Source organism: Leptospira kirschneri serovar Cynopteri str. 3522 CT (assembly GCF_000243695.2).
GTDB classification, from domain to species: domain Bacteria; phylum Spirochaetota; class Leptospiria; order Leptospirales; family Leptospiraceae; genus Leptospira; species Leptospira kirschneri.
In genome coordinates this window covers 171,046-187,161 of record NZ_AHMN02000008.1, presented here as the reverse complement: position 1 = coordinate 187,161, position 16,116 = coordinate 171,046, and the positions used below count along the sequence as shown (strand labels likewise).

Below are 16,116 nucleotides of genomic sequence, written 5' to 3'. Positions count from 1 at the left end.
ATTCGTTTCTTAGATGAAAATGAGACATAAAAAGTTTATCAAGAACATAACCTGGGTTTTATTGTTTCTAGCGAGTTTATCTTTGGGTTCCGTTTTTTTTACCCTAGAAGCTCAATCTGCAGGAACTAGAATTCCGATTCCGAATTTAAATATCAATGTAAACGAGGCCAAGAGTCCGAGAGAGACTAGTCTTTCTCTCATGGTTTTATTTTTAGTTACGATTCTTTCCTTGGCCCCGGCGATCGTGATGTCTTTGACATCGTTTACTAAAATCGTGATCGTTTTAGATTTTGTAAGAAGGGCTTTATCGATTCAGAATCTTCCGCCTAACCAGGTAATGATGGGGCTCGCTCTTTTTATGACTTTTTTTATCATGGCGCCTACGTTGAACACTGTCAATGAAAAGGCACTCGGCCCGTATCTAGAAGGTAAGATCGATACGAACGCCTTTTTTGAAAAAGGAATCGTTCCTATTCGTGAATTTATGATGCGTCAGATTGGAACTTCCGGCGCAAAAGACGTGGCTCTTTTTTTAAAAATTGGAAAGGTAGAAAAAGTAGAATCTTTCGACGACGTTCCTTCCTACGTTTTGATTCCAGCCTTTATGTTAAGCGAAATCAAAAAAGCGTTTTGGATCGGTATAGTCATTTTTATTCCGTTTATCGTAATCGATTTAGTAGTGGCTTCGGCGCTTCTTTCTATGGGTCTTATGATGTTGCCTCCGGTGATGGTCAGCCTTCCGTTTAAACTGATTTTATTCGTTCTTGTAGATGGTTGGAACTTAATCGTCTATGAACTCGTAAGGAGTTATAAATGACGGAATTAGACGTTATGACTTTAATTAGAGATTCCTTATATATTACCCTAAAAATATCATCTCCTATACTTTTTACGGCTTTGGTAGTGGGTTTGATCGTAGGGATATTGCAGACTACTACTTCAATTCAAGAACCTACAATCGCGTTTGTTCCTAAACTTTTAGCGATTTTTATCGTGATCGTAATTTTTTCTTCCTGGATGATCCAGACGATGACCGATTATACCAGAAACCTTTTTTTGATGATCGAGAAATTTTAGTATATTATGGAATACTTTATCAATCATTTTCAGGTTTTTTTACTGATCCTTTCGAGGTTGATGGGATTATTGTCTGTTGCGCCTGTCTTTTCGTATCCTTCTATCAGTGTTCCTCAAAAGATGATTTTTTCCTTTTTAGTTTCGGTGATTTTATTTCCGGTGATCGCAGGTTTTTTACCTCCGGTTCCGGGAGATATGGGGAGTTATGGACTTGTGATAATCGCTGAAGCTCTGATCGGAATTCTTTTGGGTTTTTTGATCAGTTTGATTTTTGCGGCCTTTCAGATGGCGGGTGAATTTTTTAACGTTCAATTGGGTTTTGGTTATGCGGAGATTTTAGATCCAGTTACTCAAACCAGTTTGCCCGTGATCAGTACTTTAAAAAATTTATTGGGGATGTTGCTTTTTTTAACGTTAGGCGCTTATCGAATCATGTTCGAAAGTCTTGCTTATTCTTTTGAAAAGATTCAGGTTTTACGATTTGTTCCGGAGATTCAAAACGGAATTTATAAGGCTATGGAAGACGCGGTGGGAGCAATGTTTTTTGTAGCATTTCGGTTATCTCTTCCAGTTTTGGGAATTATACTACTCGTGACCGTTTCCGAAGCTTTGATGGGTAAGGCGGCTCCACAACTTAACATTTTGCAATTATCGTTTCCGATCAAAGTTACGATTGGTCTGATCGTGATGATTTTTATCACCCCTTATTTGGTCTCCCAGATGGGAGCGGCTTTTGATTTATCCTTTGATAAGGTAAATCTAATGTTGCAGGAGTGGCCGAAATGAAAGAGATAATTTGGTTGAGAACGAAAAAATTGACGGCTGTTTTAATACAAAACCCTGAGATATTTTTTGTAAGAGTTTTCTATAAGTGTTTTTTTCTGGTTTCTTGGATTTGTAAATCGGGTAAGAATTCTTTCGTAAAATCGGTGTTAGACGTATCTTATCGTTTTAGTCTTTTTTGGAAACGTTTTGTAGAGTTTTTTATCTTTGGGAAACAGTATGCTATATTTTCTAATTTTAGTACAAAATGTAAGAGTTCCTACAACTTTATCGGATTACAAACTTTGTGTGAGTTCCCACAATTTTACAAGATTACAAACTTTGTGAGAGTTCCCACAAATTTCATAAGACTACAAACCTTGTGTGAGTTCCCACAATTTTACAAGATTACAAACTTTGTGAGAGTTCCCACAAATTTCATAAGACTACAAACCTTGTGTGAGTTCCCACAATTTTACAAGATTACAAACTTTGTAAGAGTTCTTACAAATTTATCGGATTACAAACTTTGTAAGAGTTCCCACAAATTTATCGGATTACAAACTTTGTGTGAGTTCCCACAATTTTACAAGATTACAAACTTTGTAAGAGTTCCCACAAATTTATCGGATTACAAACTTTGTAAGAGTTCCCACAATTTACAGAACGTAGTAGAACTAGAATCGAATAGTGATCGCTTTTCTAATCTAAATGTTGTTTCCTTACAAAATAAACAAGAAGATTTTGCAATACATCCTACATCATTTACTTTCGGTTCCCTTTATTATTTTAATCGATGTGGACAAAAATCAGTATCTCACTCTCTATGGGTCGTTCGATGGATGCTGAGAAGAATCAAGGGATTTTCTTCTAACATAAAAGAACTTTCTTTTAAAGAGAAATTTTCAGGGATCCTTTTGGTCGGAACTTTTTTATTCTATAAAAAAATTGTAAAAATGGTTCAAGATTATACGGAACCAATTGATTCCAAATTAATCGAGTTTTTTAATTCTAATTCGTTTTGTTACTTTTTGCAGTTTGGTTTTATAAATTCAACGATTAAGATCGTTCAACGTATCTGCCGATTTAATATTTTCCCGCCTAATATATGTTCATCGACCGCTGATTTCAAAATAGATCTGCAGTTATTTGCCGCTGAAGACGAGGGTAGAACAGAACCCGGGTCGGAAAGAAGAAGAAGGGAAGAAAGAGAAAAAGGAAACGTCCCTAAGTCTCCTGAACTTCCTGCGGCGGTAGTGTTGCTTGCTGGAGTCATTTTAGTGTATCTTATGGGAGAATATTTTTTCATGAGAACATATTACATTTTACGCAAATACATTCACGGAGTAGGTCTTAAAACCGATATAAGTTCCGAGTCCGTGACAGAACTTTTAAAAAATGCTTCCACGGATTTATTTACTCTTCTTTGGCCCTTGCTTGGGATCACGTTAGTGGGTGCAATCATCGGAAACGTAGCACAGGTAGGTTTTATATTTACACCTCGTGCATTAAGTTTTAACTTCAGTAGGATCAGACCTAACTTTAAGAAAGTATTACCTACACGTCAGACACTTTTTAACCTAGGAAAGTCTCTTGCAAAAGTAGGACTGATCGCTTGGGTTTCTTATATTGTTATCAGTAAGGATTTTTTTCCGATTCTTCTTTCGGGAGAAATGGGACTGGAGCAAGCGGTCGCGCTTGTAATGAACAGTTCTTTTAAGATATTTTTAATTGTTGGGATCATACTACTCGCGATCAGTATCGTGGATTATTTATATCAAAGATACGAATATGAAGAATCTTTAAAGATGACTCCATCCGAAGCAAAAAGAGAGGCCAAGGAATCCGACGGGGACAGATCTCTCCAAGCAAGGAGAAGACAACTCGCTCGAGACATGATGAATAAAAGGAAGATGTTAGCCAAAGTTCCAGAAGCGGACGTGGTGATTACAAATCCTACCCATTTTGCTGTGGCTTTAGAATACAAACCTGGAATCCATAAGGCTCCGATTGTGATTGCAAAAGGAGTGGATGATTTTGCTCTGCTGATCATTCGAATTGCAAGAGAAAACGGAGTGCCCACCGTGGAAGATCGTCTTCAAGCAAGAGGGCTTTATGAGGAAGTGGAACTAGGCGCGGAAGTTCCTCAACAATTCTATCGCGCGATTGCGACCATTCTCTCTCGTTTGGAATCCTTCCGGAGAGCCGTGTAAGAGGAAGTTATGGAAAAGAAGTGGTGGAACCAGTCGGATGTAATTTTGGGAATTGGAGCTGTGGCAGTAGTGGCGATGCTCGTCATTCCTCTTCCCGGATTTATATTAGATATTTTGATTATTGTCAGTTTGGCGATCGGACTTTTAGTTCTTTTGACTTCTCTTTCTGTTAACGAACCTGCAGATTTTTCTATCTTTCCAAGCTTACTTTTGATTACTACTTTATACAGACTTGCGTTGAACGTATCTACGACGAGACAGATACTTTCCAAAGGACCCGCGATGAACAGTCATGTAATCGACGCTTTTGGATCGTTTATTATAGGGAGTGAGTCCGGGCTTTCTAAGTATGTGGTAGGTTTTATCATATTCATCATTTTAGTACTCGTTCAGATTTTAGTGATCACTAAAGGAGCGACTAGAATCTCGGAAGTTGCGGCTCGTTTTACTTTGGACGCCTTACCTGGAAAACAAATGGCGATCGATATGGAACTTTCTTCCGGAAACATCAACGAAGAAGAAGCCAAAAAAAGAAGAAAAAGAATCGAAGCCGAAGTGGATTTTTACGGATCGATGGATGGAGCGAGTAAGTTTGTACAGGGAGACGTTCGAGCCGGGCTGATTATCACCGCCATCAATCTGTTAGGTGGAGTAATTATTGGATCTTCAATTCGGGGAGAATCTTTTACACAAGCCATCGAAACTTACGGAAAGTTCACCATAGGAGACGGCCTCGTATCTCAGATTCCAGCGCTTTTAACGACTGTGGCGACAGGTATCATTGTAACTCGTTCCGGGTCTGAGTCTGATCTGGCGACTCAGTTTAAAAGTCAGTTATTTAGTAATTCAAAGGTTCTATATGTGGTTGCTGGAAGTTTAGGATTTGCCGCATTTATTCCGGGACTTCCATTTATTCCTTTGGTTCTGCTTTCTGCTGGAATCGCCTATTTAGGATATTCACTGGAACAAACCGTCAAAGAACAGCTCGAGTCGATTGAGAAAAAAGAAAAAGAATCCGGTCAAGATCGTAAACCGAAAGATTTTTATGAAGAACTAAGAACCGATCCGATCGAAATCGAAGTCGGTTATCATCTTATACCGTTAGTCGATGTTTCTCAAGGTGGAGCACTTTTAGATCAGATCAGTAATCTTAGAAAGAAGTTTGCGCAGGATAACGGCGTGGTCATTCCTCCCGTGAGAATATTAGATAATCTTGATTTAAATCCGGATACATATTCGATCAAAATTAACGGAACCGAAGTGGGGACTTCCACTGTAAAACCGGACAAATTGATGGCTCTCAATACTAGCCCCGGAACCGCGGAGTCTATTTCCGGAGAGGATTTTTTAGAACCTTCTTTTGGTCAAAGGGCAAAATGGATTTCTGCCGAAGACAAATCCGACGCGGAAGCGAAAGGTTACACCGTAGTAGACGCGTCCACGGTAGTAGTTACACACTTGAAAGAACTACTTGCGACACACGCGTCCACTTTACTAGGAAGGGAAGAAGTCAAAAAACTTCTGGATCATTACAAAACAAGTTATCCAACTCTGATCGGAGAATTGGACGCGGATAAACCGGGTAACTTAGGGATCATTCAACAAGTATTACAAAATCTTTTAAGAGAAGGACTTGGAATTAGAAACCTAGTTCCTATTTTAGAATCGATCGCGAACAATTTGTCTAAATATCAAAATCCGTACATACTCACAGAGCTTGTACGTCAGTCTATTTCAAGAACCGTAGTTCGGGATTATCTGTCCATGGACGGAAAGTTAAGAGTGATCACTCTCGAAAGTAGGATTTTAGATCGACTCAATAAATCCATTACTCAGGACAGAATCGAAAACAGAGACGTCCTGTCCCTTGCGCCAGATTTTTATAGAAGGTTGATTGATAGTGTCGCCGAACTTTATAGAAATTTCAGGACCGAAGGAAAGTTTCCTATTTTTGTAGTAAATCGAGAAGTACGTTTACCTTTTTCGTATATGCTTGCAAAGGAATTTCCCCCTCGCAATTTCGGAGTTCTTGCCTACGAGGAAATTCATTCTTCCGTAGATTCTGTGATAGAGGCCGAACTCAAACTTCCGCAGGCACAGGCGGCTGGAGTTTCGGAAGAAACATGAAATACTTAGAATATTCGAACTTTATAAAGTGGAATGATTAGAGGAGTTGAATATGGAATTTGCTAAAATTCGAGGCAAAAGTTATCAAGACTGTTTAATGGAAATGAAAATGAAATACGGTTCAGAGGCTACCGTAATTTCTCAAACGGTCGTAACCGAAGGTGGTGTGATGGGCACCGGACTTCTTGCAAAAAAAATGATCGAAATACAGATCGGAATTCCGGAAAAACAGGCGTCTCGAGAAAAGATAGAACGTAAACTTCAAGACTTAAAGGATCTTTTAAAGCAAAAATCTTATACTTCTCCGGAAAGAAGAAAAACTCTACAAACTTTAAAACCTCTTTCTAAAACTTTAGAAGAAAAAGAAATTGCAGTCGAAGAGGAAATCGAAGAAATCATTACTGAGCCGGACAGAGTGGGACTTTCTTTCGAAAAGGAACTTTTAGATAAAAATTCTTTTTCGAGAAGAGAAACTTCTATCGTTCGAAAGGATTCCCCTTTGATCCGATTGGGAGAAAAATTAGTTCGGGAAGGAATGAGTCAGTCCTATGTGGAAGAAATTATTTCTAAAGTAGAAGAAAGACTTTCGCCATTAGATCAAGGACGCAATCACGCCGTTTTAGAAAGGACGATTGAAATTTTAAAAGAAAGGGTGAGTGTGGACCCGGATCTTTTTCGGGGAACCGGAAAAAATCAAAGAAAAGTGATCTTTTTTGTAGGGCCTACCGGCTCCGGTAAAACTACAAGTGTGGCAAAACTTGCCGCAAAATATTTTTTACATAGAAGTAAATCGGTTTCTCTTTATACTACGGACAATTATAGAATTGCCGCCATCGAACAACTTAAACGTTATGCAGACACGATGGGAATGCCGTTTTATCCGGTTAAAGACATAAAAAAATTCAAGGAAACCCTGGCCCGAGATGGTTCAGAACTCATTCTAATCGATACCGCGGGATATAGTCATAGAAATTTAGAACAACTAGAAAGGATGAATAGTCTGCTTTCTTGTTTTGGAGAAAAAGATTCTGTGGAAAATCTACTTGTCCTTTCGTCCACTTCTTCCTACCATCATACGAGCACTGTATTGAAAGCCTATGAGTCTTTAAATTACCGAAGAATTCTCCTCACAAAACTAGATGAGGCGGATTTTTTAGGTGGTTTTCTCGAACTGGCCGATACATACTCTAAGAGTTTCACATACTACAGCGTAGGTCAGGAAGTTCCTTTTGACATACTTTCTGCCGAAAAAAATCTTATGGCTGAATGTGTGGTAACTCCGGAGAAAATTGCTGAGCTGAGAGGAGAGGTTTTCACCGTTGCAGGTGACTGATTTGATCGGCTTTCGAAGAGGTAAAGAATGGATCAGGCGGCTCATTTACGGAAACTTACCGAGGGAAACACGAGTCTTAAAGTTCTGTCATCCAGAAAACCGACGACTAAGATCGTAGCGATCGCATCCGGGAAAGGGGGAGTGGGCAAAAGTACCATCTCCGTAAACCTGGCTATTTCTATGGCAAGGGCGGGACAAAAAGTACTCGTATTCGATGGGGATTTAGGACTTGCTAATGTAAATGTAATTTTAGGAATCATTCCTAAATACAATCTTTATCACGTAGTCAAAGGCCATAAAAGCCTGAAGGACATAGTCATTCAAACTCCGGAAGGAGTGGATATTATCGCGGGTGCTTCCGGATATTCCCAACTTGCAAACTTAAACGACACTCAAAGAAATTCTCTGATCAAGGGATTTTCCGAATTAGATAATTATGATATTATGATCATCGATACCGGTGCGGGAATCAGTTCTAACGTAATCGGACTGACACTGCCCGCGGACGACGTGATTGTAATTACAACACCGGAACCGACCGCAATCACTGATTCTTATGGACTCATCAAAGCGATTGTATCTCAAAGTAGGGATAAAAATCTCAAAATGGTGGTCAATCGGGTTCGAAGCGCAATCGAAGGTAAAAAAGTAGCGGATAGAGTCATCGATATTAGCGGACAATTTTTAGAAGTGAAGGTGGAAAATCTGGGATTCATCTTTCAGGATGAAGAGGTGGAAAAAAGTATTCGGGAACAAAAACCGTATATCATCAATTCACCTAAAAGTAAGGCGGCCGCTTGTTTAAATCGTATAACGTATTCACTTTTAAATCAGGATATAGAACCTTTGGAAGATTCAGGGATCGGAGGTTTTTTCAAAAAGTTTTTTAACTTTATGGACGTCCGAGACAAAGAATTCGACAAGAATGACGAAGAAGAATAGTCCTTGAATCTTCAGATTTTATTTATCGGGGTTTTTGTAATTGTCGCTTTTGTCATAAGCGCACTCTGCGGATTTCTAATCGGAAATTCTTTTGGTCATATCCTTCTTGTAACCTTTCTTTCCATGATCGCGTTCGCGGTTTTAGGATTTGGAATACACGCGATTTTAGAAACAAAAGTTCCAGAGTTTTTAGATTTTCTTTCTCATATAGGAGGAGAATACATTCCTCCCACTCAGACTACCGATTCGGAGAATGTAGTCAAAGGACGAGATTATACGAGTAACGCAAGTGATACTGACTTTGCGGATGGATCTTCCAACAGTTCTGAAGTTTTTGCTTCTTCTGCTCCGAAACGTCAGAAGGATGGAAACTTTGGAGATCACATTATGGTCGAAAATATAGCGATCAAAAACGAGCCTAAACTCATGGCAGAGGCGATTCGTACTATGTTGGCTCGAGACGATATGGGCGAAAAATAATCGTTTGATCTTAGAAATCGAATGAGACAAAAAACTGCTTGATTTCCCCGTTTTTGCGCTAAAAAATGCTATTGCAATTTTCTGAGAAGCTCGACACTTTAAATGAAGGTCTTCCAGATCCGAGCTTATGTCCAAAAAATATGAGAAATATAACCAGCAGGATGAGACGGAACTATGGAAATCCTATCGAGAGACTAAAGATCAGGACATCCGCTCTTATCTCGTAGAAAAATATTCTCCGCTAGTCAAACACGTAGCAGGTAGAATTGCTATAGGCATGCCTCAAAACGTTGAATTCGACGATCTTGTATCCTATGGAGTTTTTGGCCTTTTGGATGCGATCGAAAAATTCGATCCGGAAAGACTGATTAAGTTCAAAACGTATGCAATGACTCGGATTCGAGGAAGTATCTTTGACGAATTACGTTCCATCGATTGGATTCCTAGATCTATCCGTCAAAAGGCAAAACAACTAGAACAAATCATAGGAATGCTGGAGAACAAAGAAGGCCAGCAAGTAGACGACGACGCGATTGCAAAAGAATTGGGAATTTCTATGGAAGAATACAATTCCCTTCTTACAAAAATTAGCGGAACCTCTCTTGTTTCGTTAAACGACATCTGGTTTTTAGGAGATGAAAACGACGAGGTTTCTTTTATGGAAACTTTAGAATCTCCTATGAATATGAATCCAGATACGATTATAGAAAAAGAAGAAATTAAGAACGTAATCGTAGAAGCGATCAAAACCCTTCCAGAAAAGGAAAAAAAAGTAATCGTATTATATTATTATGAAGATCTAACTTTAAAGGAAATCGGCGAGGTGCTGGAGGTTACGGAGTCTAGAATTTCTCAGTTACACACCAGAGCCGTTTCCAGATTGAGAAGTAAACTCGGTAAAGTAAAGTCCGTCATTTCTCGTAAGTAATTTTTGATTTACTAGGACGGGAGAATATGGGTTCTCTAATACCATTCTTACAAGACCAAAGCAAGGAACTGGATCGTATCCAGAACGAACAGGTAGAAGTTTACGGAGATACTCTGGAAAACTCACTACGTCTCGCCGCAAAACATCTTAAAAAACAAGTACATGAACTAGACTATGTAGTTCTAAAACGTGGAAAGAAAAAACTTTTCGGCCACGAACCTTGGCACATTCGTGTTTCGATTCTTCCGGAAGATAACTTTTTGGATGAGTTGACCGAACTAGATCAAAAACTTACTGGTGGTTCGGGTAAACTCGTTTCTAAAGATCTCAAAGATCTGATTCAGCCCAAGGACAAAAACGGAAAAGTTCTAGTTCAAATTCTTCGAAACGGAGTATATCTTACCACTTTTGCGCCGTTAGGTGACGGCCTTCCCGTGGATCTGGACGAGGTTTTTAAAAAACTTTCTCTAAAAGGTGTTTCCGGAGAGGACGGTAAGTTGGTCCGCAAAATCGTAAAGGAAGCAAAAGGAGAGCCTATTCTTATCTCTCAACAAAAACCTAGACCAGGAATGGAAGCAAAACTACTCTTAGACATTTCTGCTGATAAGATGAAAGCGAAAGTCACGATTCTTCCTCCTAGACCCGGTGGAAGGGATTTTGAAGTTAAAGACGTAGTTAATCATCTCAAAAACGCTGGAGTAAAATACGGTTTTAAAGAAGAGGAAATCCAAAGAAAGCTGGAAGAGGAATTTTACAATCAACCTTTTATCGGTGCGGAAGGGGATTATCCAATCAACGGCAAAAATGCTCAGATCATCTATCACGTTCGAACCTCTAAAAATATTTCTTTCCGCGAAGACGAATCCGGAAGGGTAGACTTCAAAGATTTGGATTTGATCGAAAACGTAGTAGTGGGTCAGTTACTCGCCGAAAAAATTCCTGCGGAAAAAGGAAAATACGGCCGTACTCTTTTTAACGAACTTCTTCCTGCAAAAGACGGAGCAGATACGGACTTAAAACAAGGAAAGGGAACGATTCTTTCTGAAGATAGAAGTAAGTTAACTGCGGAAGTAAACGGCCAGGTTGTTTATGCGACTGGAAGACTTTCGGTAGAAACCGTTTATAGAGTTAACGGAGACGTAGGAATCAAAACGGGTAACGTTACCTTCCTAGGTTCGATTGTGATTACGGGTAACGTGGAGGATAATTACTCCGTCAAAGCCGCTGGTAATATCGAAATCTATGGAACTGTTCAAAAGGCTAGAGTGGAAGCGGATGGAGACATCATCATTCGCCAAGGAATTTCCGGAAGAGAAGAAGCTCATGTAGAATCCACAGGCGGAAACGTGATCGCTAAATTCATACAGAGCGCCACTGTGATCACCGAAAAGGATGTTATGGTTCAAGAGGGAGTTTTACATTCTTTTGTAAGTGCCGGAGGAAAAATTCTCTGCAATGGAAAACGAGGCCAAATCGTAGGTGGAACAGTTCGGGCTTCTGAGTTGATCGCTGCCAGAAGTATCGGTTCTTCTGCAAACCCGGCGACTGAACTTGTTGTGGGGATTGATCCTAAGGTTCTAAAACAGATCGCTGATTATGAAGCGAAGATGCACGAAAGTCAGGCTAAACACGAACAAGTTTTCAAAAGTCTAAAAACTCTTCAGGCCAGAAAAGAATCTGATCCGGCTTCTTTTACGGAAGAACACGAGAATCAACTTTCTAAAATGCAGAAGGCAGTGGATAAACTCGATTCTAGAATCAAAGAGTTTGAAACGGAAATTAATAATCTTAAAAATTACATGGAAGAAAAGTCGTCTCACGGTAAGATCAGTATCGAAAAAGTTCTTTATGGTGGAGTGACTATGAGAATCCGAAACTCTGATTTTAAAACTAGAAACGAGATTAAGAACAAAACCTTTGTAGAAGAAAATGGAATGATTCGTCAAGTTCCTTACGAAGATCCTGAGCCGGACAAAAAAGACTGGAGAAAAAAACGAAATCGTGGTAATTAAACCTTAGAATGAGGCTGAGCGATACTTTTTTAGGTTATGGTCAGGCTCCGGATATGATCCGGAAGCAGCAGGTGGAAAATCCTTTCACCATGCCTCATGTGATCTCCGAAACCTCTCGGGTGGTCAAAGAATACAACGATACGCGTAAATACGCCGTTGAATTGTATACAGACGTTTTTTCTCTTTCTCCTGAATCCAGGGAAAGGATGGCTTTGGCAAGAAATCAAAAAATAGATCAGATCAAAGATCGATTAAAAACATATAAGTCGGCTTCGGACGATAAGTCTTATACGTATTCTTCTAATGGTCAAAAGGCGTCTAACGTTCCGTCTAATCGAGGTAAAATCGAATTTTTCGCTTAAACTTTTTCCTAAGGAATGTTGTTGGAGACGTGCCGGGGGAAAAGTATGGAACTATTTGCAGTATTTGCGATCAACGCGGTTGTTTCTGTTGTTTTATATTATACGATCACTTCAAAAGTAACCGAAAGAATTCGTACCCATATGTTGGGAAAAATCAACGAGGAAATCAGGGATTTTATAGACGAGTTGGAAACCGAATCTCTTAGACAAGTCGATCTTATGGGGGCTAGAATTCTGACTTTTAAAGAGATCACTTCTAAGGCTGAAGAACTGGTCAAACGAATTGAACAAGCGACGTCTCCAGATATTCTCGAAAAGATTCAAATTGTAGATAAGGATTCTGTAATTAATGATGAAAACAAAAAATCTGAGAGTTTATATTCTCTCAAAGGTGGAATTTCCGGTTCTGTTCAACAAGGGATTGGTCATATCTATAAAGAAAATCTAGATCTGACTAAGGAAGACGTGGAAGGGTTTTCTAATTTACAGAAGGTTTCCAATTCTAAAATTCATACTTCTTATATTCAAAAATCAGAAACTACTTCTAAGGTAGTAAAAAAGGAAGTTGTATCCAAGAATAAACCAGAGACTCTTCCACAAGGGTCTACTTCTAATCTGGTTTTAGAAACGATCGGAAAGGGAATTCGTAAATTTTTTGGCATTCAGGAAATTAAAACGGTTCGTGCGGAAAATGAAACTTCTGAGAGCGATTTTTTTCCTGGAACTCGAAATACTACTTTAGACATTTCATTGGATGAAAATCCGTTTACGCCCGTTTCCGAATCAAAGTTAAACGAAACGTCTTCTCTCGTTTTTAGGGATAATCTAAAACCGAAAGAAGCTGATTTTGGTAGAATTCTACAAGAAAATATCGTAGGTTATCAACCTATCAAACCGGATTCTACAAAAATTTCCGCCGAATCTGCGTTACTCGAAATCGGAGAGGATTCTACAAAAATAGAGAAAGTTGTTTTCCTTTTGAAAAGAAAATATACTCATGAAGAAATTTCGGAAGTTTTGGATCTCGCTTTGGGCGAGGTGGATATTATTGAAAGGTTCAGGTTGGACAGAAATAGGAGGTTCTGATGTCCCAGTTTAGCGTACTCAACGTAGGATTCGGGAATATCGTTCTGGTTTCTAAGATCGTAAGTATCATTCATTCGGATTCTGCATCCGCTAAAAGAATTCGAAACGAAGCGAAGAGTAACAACAGCCTAATTGATGCGACTCAGGGTAAAAAAACCCGTTCGATTATAGTGACGAACAGCAATCATCTTATTCTTTCCAATCTAAGAGTTGAATCTCTGACTAAAAGAATTGAATCCAGAGATAATTCGATCGCTTCCGAAGAGGAAGATTTAGACTGAACTCTCCTAAACTTTTTGTTCTCTCTTCGGTTGCAGGCGGAGGGAAATCTACACTCATTCAAAAAATCAGGGAGAAACATCCTGAGATTCTTTTTTCAGTTTCTTGTACAACTCGCGCTCCTCGTCCAGGAGACAAAGAGGGCATAACGTATTTCTTTTTAACTAAAGAAGAATTTGAGAAAGGAATTTCTGAGTCTGCATTTTTAGAATGGGCTCTTGTTCACGATCAGTATTACGGAACTCCTTTGAAATTTATAGAAGAGGCTTTTCAAAAAGGTTCTTCCGTGATTATGGATATAGACGTTCAGGGAGCAAAGATCGTCAAAGAAAAACTTCCCGATAAAATCGTGACCATTTTTATTCTTCCTCCAAATGAAAAAGAATGGGAAAAACGTCTTAGAGGCAGGGGAACTGATTCCGAAGAAAGTATCTTAAAAAGAATCCGAAACGGTAAGTTAGAATTGGAACGCCAAAACGAATTTGATTATAAAATTGTAAACGACAATTTAGATCGTGCTCTGACTAAGTTGGAGAATATTATTTTAAAGAGTGAGAGTAAATCTACGACTGAAAAATAAACAGATTGTGTAACTTTAACAAGACTTCAGATGTGAGAACTCGAAATTACATAATAAATTACCCGATCCAATAATAGTTTACATTTTAATCATGTAAATTCTGCGGTTGAAAATTCGGGCGAATCCCGTCAATGATTTGTAAAAGAAAGATTCAATGGAACAGGCTCTTTAGCTCCAGTCAAGTTATTGTGCATTATAGTTGTACATTCAATTTCTTTAATTTCGATAACTTGACTCCACAACGCGATTCATAGAGAGCGTTGTGCTTTAGTTCATTCATCGATCCCTTTCGCGTTAATTCACGTTATACTAAAGAACGATCCGACAAACATCCAGAAATCTTACATACAAATGTTGGTTTACTTCAAAAATTCACGGCTTTCTTTCAAGTAAGAATCGAGATGCCCCCGAAATTAGTGCCATTGTAAAGTGTTAAAAATCTCCTTAAGCAGATCGCCTTAAATATTCCTCCGGAGTTAACCCCCCGAGTGAACTATGCAGCCTCACTGAATTGTAGAAGTTTCTCCAAACTTTTACAAGACATTGGGCTTCTTCAATATTTTTAAATCAATTTTCATTTAAACATTCGTTTCGCATCTTACCGTTGAAACTTTCAATGAAAGCATTTTCCGTCGACTTTCCGGAAGTAGTAAAATGAATATCAATCTTTTGCCCAATTCAAAAAAGTTTTTCAAGTAAACTCAAAACTGTTGTCTACAACAATTTGTTTTGGCGGCCGTAAACTTTCGATTGCTTCATTCAAAATTTTTATAACTCTTTCAGAAGGAATTGAAAACTCGGGTTGAGTTACTATCGATAAACGACCAACATATCAATTATCAAATAAAATTTTAAGATCGTATTTCCCTCATTTAGAGGAATCCAAATTCCCTAAATTTGTTGGCATTTATTGAAACCTTGTTAAAAAGAAAAATTTTGACACTTTCACCTAACAACTAGGCTTGTTAACGTTATTGTAATTAATCGAAAAGAGTTTTTTCTTTCCCCAAAATTTCTGTAATTTGTAAGTGTAATGTAGGGATTTTATTTTCAACAAGATCCCAAACTATATCGTAATCTACGGTAAAGTATCCATGAATCAGATGATTCCTGGTTGCTGAAAACTTTCTCTACTCGGGATCAGGATATTTCTTTTTAAAAGAATCAGAAAGTTTATTCGAAGCTTCCCCGATAATTTTAATACTTCTAACAAAGGCTCGTTTAAGTACGTTGTTAATTAAAAATAAGTCTTTATTTGTTTTATTAAACTCTTCTTTTAAGAAAAGTATTTCTCCGTAAATATGTTTAATATAATCTAAATCAGACTTCAATTAAGATGGACTCTTTTTCTACAGATTGCTTAAGGGAGCTGGAAATAGAATCAGAAGTAAGTAGATCAATTTTCACTTCAAACAAATCTTCTAATAAAAAAATAAGATTTATATAGTTATCAAAATTTTTCATTCCGCTTTTGAAAGTAACGAGAAAGTCTATATCACTTTTCGAATTTGCGTTTTTCCTTGCGACTGAGCCAAAAATATGAATAGCCTGAACCCCTAAAGAATCTAACTCTCTTTTGTGATTTCGTAAAGATTCTTGAATTGTTATTTTATCTAAAGAATCAACGGCTACCATAGTTAAAATTTCTCTATAATTCTTCGAAAGTCAAGCAAAGGACTTTCGAAGATAATAAAAATCCTTGTCGAAGTTTTTTCGCCTTTTTGGATTTTTCATTCCCCTTTCAAAGGTTAATTTCTTTTCCATAAAGTTCATACAATTGGTCACCTTACTGATAGGACGTATAAAAATAGTATCAGAAAAATGAATGAGTGATTTTCCAAAGACGTAGGAATTCTCAAAAAATAATATCCAACTTGAAATCGTTAGCTTTTTTGTGTGAGATCCCACATTTTAACTTTTGAAATAAGAAATAAG

General features: G+C 38.2%; 16 protein-coding genes and 2 pseudogenes. 14 read left to right on the top strand and 4 right to left on the bottom strand.

Annotated features, from left to right (window positions below; all coding sequences use genetic code 11):
* Positions 1-13 precede the first annotated feature (13 nt).
* From fliP to LEP1GSC049_RS2000000226270, 14 genes are all read left to right on the top strand, one after another.
* Entirely contained in the window at positions 14-817 is an 804-nt protein-coding gene (gene fliP / locus LEP1GSC049_RS215030; protein WP_016560803.1) for a flagellar type III secretion system pore protein FliP, read from the top strand.
* Positions 814-1,077 (top strand): flagellar biosynthesis protein FliQ, encoded by a 264-nt coding sequence (gene fliQ / locus LEP1GSC049_RS215035; RefSeq protein WP_000137385.1) that lies wholly within the window; start codon positions 814-816, stop codon positions 1,075-1,077. The genes fliP and fliQ overlap by 4 nt, the downstream gene beginning before the upstream one ends.
* Before the next feature lie 6 nt (positions 1,078-1,083).
* Complete coding sequence (gene fliR / locus LEP1GSC049_RS215040; RefSeq protein ID WP_004752158.1) at positions 1,084-1,863, top strand: flagellar biosynthetic protein FliR; 780 nt, start codon at positions 1,084-1,086, stop codon at positions 1,861-1,863.
* Positions 1,860-4,052: an EscU/YscU/HrcU family type III secretion system export apparatus switch protein gene (locus LEP1GSC049_RS215045; RefSeq protein WP_016560771.1), complete on the top strand. Its 2,193-nt coding sequence runs from the start codon at positions 1,860-1,862 to the stop codon at positions 4,050-4,052. The genes fliR and LEP1GSC049_RS215045 overlap by 4 nt, the downstream gene beginning before the upstream one ends.
* Positions 4,053-4,061: 9 nt before the next feature.
* Entirely contained in the window at positions 4,062-6,179 is a 2,118-nt protein-coding gene (gene flhA / locus LEP1GSC049_RS215050) for a flagellar biosynthesis protein FlhA (RefSeq protein WP_004752545.1), read from the top strand.
* A 52-nt stretch (positions 6,180-6,231) separates the two neighbouring features.
* Complete coding sequence (gene flhF, locus LEP1GSC049_RS215055) at positions 6,232-7,512, top strand: flagellar biosynthesis GTPase FlhF (RefSeq protein ID WP_004751794.1); 1,281 nt, start codon at positions 6,232-6,234, stop codon at positions 7,510-7,512.
* Between the two features lie 27 nt (positions 7,513-7,539).
* Positions 7,540-8,454 (top strand): MinD/ParA family protein, encoded by a 915-nt coding sequence (locus tag LEP1GSC049_RS215060; RefSeq protein ID WP_000371638.1) that lies wholly within the window; start codon positions 7,540-7,542, stop codon positions 8,452-8,454.
* A 3-nt stretch (positions 8,455-8,457) separates the two neighbouring features.
* Positions 8,458-8,934 carry a hypothetical protein gene (locus LEP1GSC049_RS215065; protein WP_004752146.1) on the top strand — a complete coding sequence of 159 codons (477 nt, stop codon included), beginning with the start codon at positions 8,458-8,460 and terminating at the stop codon, positions 8,932-8,934.
* A 127-nt stretch (positions 8,935-9,061) separates the two neighbouring features.
* The gene (whiG, locus tag LEP1GSC049_RS215070; RefSeq protein ID WP_000039671.1) at positions 9,062-9,862 is read left to right on the top strand and encodes an RNA polymerase sigma factor WhiG; all 801 of its coding nucleotides are present in this window, start codon (positions 9,062-9,064) and stop codon (positions 9,860-9,862) included.
* A gap of 26 nt (positions 9,863-9,888) precedes the next feature.
* Positions 9,889-11,874 (top strand): FapA family protein, encoded by a 1,986-nt coding sequence (locus tag LEP1GSC049_RS215075; protein WP_004752416.1) that lies wholly within the window; start codon positions 9,889-9,891, stop codon positions 11,872-11,874.
* Between the two features lie 8 nt (positions 11,875-11,882).
* Positions 11,883-12,236 carry a hypothetical protein gene (locus LEP1GSC049_RS215080; protein ID WP_004752326.1) on the top strand — a complete coding sequence of 118 codons (354 nt, stop codon included), beginning with the start codon at positions 11,883-11,885 and terminating at the stop codon, positions 12,234-12,236.
* Positions 12,237-12,281: 45 nt separating this feature from the next.
* Positions 12,282-13,322: a hypothetical protein gene (locus LEP1GSC049_RS215085; protein ID WP_004751868.1), complete on the top strand. Its 1,041-nt coding sequence runs from the start codon at positions 12,282-12,284 to the stop codon at positions 13,320-13,322.
* On the top strand, positions 13,322-13,603 hold the full coding sequence (locus LEP1GSC049_RS215090) for an extracellular matrix/biofilm biosynthesis regulator RemA family protein (protein WP_016560763.1): 282 nt from the start codon (positions 13,322-13,324) through the stop codon (positions 13,601-13,603). Before LEP1GSC049_RS215085 ends, LEP1GSC049_RS215090 begins: the two co-directional genes overlap by 1 nt.
* Positions 13,600-14,181, top strand: coding sequence for a guanylate kinase (locus LEP1GSC049_RS2000000226270; RefSeq protein WP_078131343.1), 582 nt, complete (start codon positions 13,600-13,602; stop codon positions 14,179-14,181). Before LEP1GSC049_RS215090 ends, LEP1GSC049_RS2000000226270 begins: the two co-directional genes overlap by 4 nt.
* Before the next feature lie 444 nt (positions 14,182-14,625).
* Here LEP1GSC049_RS2000000226270 and LEP1GSC049_RS2000000229265 read toward each other — a convergent pair.
* From LEP1GSC049_RS2000000229265 to LEP1GSC049_RS215105, 4 genes and pseudogenes are all read right to left on the bottom strand, one after another.
* Positions 14,626-15,007 (bottom strand): annotated as a pseudogene (locus tag LEP1GSC049_RS2000000229265) (integrase core domain-containing protein); the annotation flags it as partial.
* Between the two features lie 154 nt (positions 15,008-15,161).
* Positions 15,162-15,299: pseudogene (locus LEP1GSC049_RS2000000228760) on the bottom strand (HepT-like ribonuclease domain-containing protein); the annotation flags it as partial.
* A gap of 12 nt (positions 15,300-15,311) precedes the next feature.
* The gene (locus LEP1GSC049_RS2000000228755; RefSeq protein WP_004777063.1) at positions 15,312-15,512 is read right to left on the bottom strand and encodes a HepT-like ribonuclease domain-containing protein; all 201 of its coding nucleotides are present in this window, start codon (positions 15,510-15,512) and stop codon (positions 15,312-15,314) included.
* Positions 15,502-15,816 carry a nucleotidyltransferase family protein gene (locus LEP1GSC049_RS215105; protein WP_016560831.1) on the bottom strand — a complete coding sequence of 105 codons (315 nt, stop codon included), beginning with the start codon at positions 15,814-15,816 and terminating at the stop codon, positions 15,502-15,504. Before LEP1GSC049_RS215105 ends, LEP1GSC049_RS2000000228755 begins: the two co-directional genes overlap by 11 nt.
* Positions 15,817-16,116: the final 300 nt, after the last annotated feature.

What these genes read in the sequence shown, in the direction of transcription:
- LEP1GSC049_RS215090 (WP_016560763.1), top strand. Translation starts at nt 13,322, where the DNA reads ATGTCCCAGTTTAGCGTACTCAACGTAGGATTCGGGAATATCGTTCTG.
- LEP1GSC049_RS215085 (WP_004751868.1), top strand. Translation starts at nt 12,282, where the DNA reads ATGGAACTATTTGCAGTATTTGCGATCAACGCGGTTGTTTCTGTTGTT.
- flhA (WP_004752545.1), top strand. Translation starts at nt 4,062, where the DNA reads ATGGAAAAGAAGTGGTGGAACCAGTCGGATGTAATTTTGGGAATTGGA.
- whiG (WP_000039671.1), top strand. Translation starts at nt 9,062, where the DNA reads ATGTCCAAAAAATATGAGAAATATAACCAGCAGGATGAGACGGAACTA.
- fliQ (WP_000137385.1), top strand. Translation starts at nt 814, where the DNA reads ATGACGGAATTAGACGTTATGACTTTAATTAGAGATTCCTTATATATT.
- fliP (WP_016560803.1), top strand. Translation starts at nt 14, where the DNA reads ATGAAAATGAGACATAAAAAGTTTATCAAGAACATAACCTGGGTTTTA.
- fliR (WP_004752158.1), top strand. Translation starts at nt 1,084, where the DNA reads ATGGAATACTTTATCAATCATTTTCAGGTTTTTTTACTGATCCTTTCG.
- LEP1GSC049_RS215075 (WP_004752416.1), top strand. Translation starts at nt 9,889, where the DNA reads ATGGGTTCTCTAATACCATTCTTACAAGACCAAAGCAAGGAACTGGAT.
- flhF (WP_004751794.1), top strand. Translation starts at nt 6,232, where the DNA reads ATGGAATTTGCTAAAATTCGAGGCAAAAGTTATCAAGACTGTTTAATG.
- LEP1GSC049_RS215060 (WP_000371638.1), top strand. Translation starts at nt 7,540, where the DNA reads ATGGATCAGGCGGCTCATTTACGGAAACTTACCGAGGGAAACACGAGT.
- LEP1GSC049_RS215105 (WP_016560831.1), bottom strand. Translation starts at nt 15,816, where the DNA reads ATGGTAGCCGTTGATTCTTTAGATAAAATAACAATTCAAGAATCTTTA.
- LEP1GSC049_RS215045 (WP_016560771.1), top strand. Translation starts at nt 1,860, where the DNA reads ATGAAAGAGATAATTTGGTTGAGAACGAAAAAATTGACGGCTGTTTTA.
- LEP1GSC049_RS215080 (WP_004752326.1), top strand. Translation starts at nt 11,883, where the DNA reads ATGAGGCTGAGCGATACTTTTTTAGGTTATGGTCAGGCTCCGGATATG.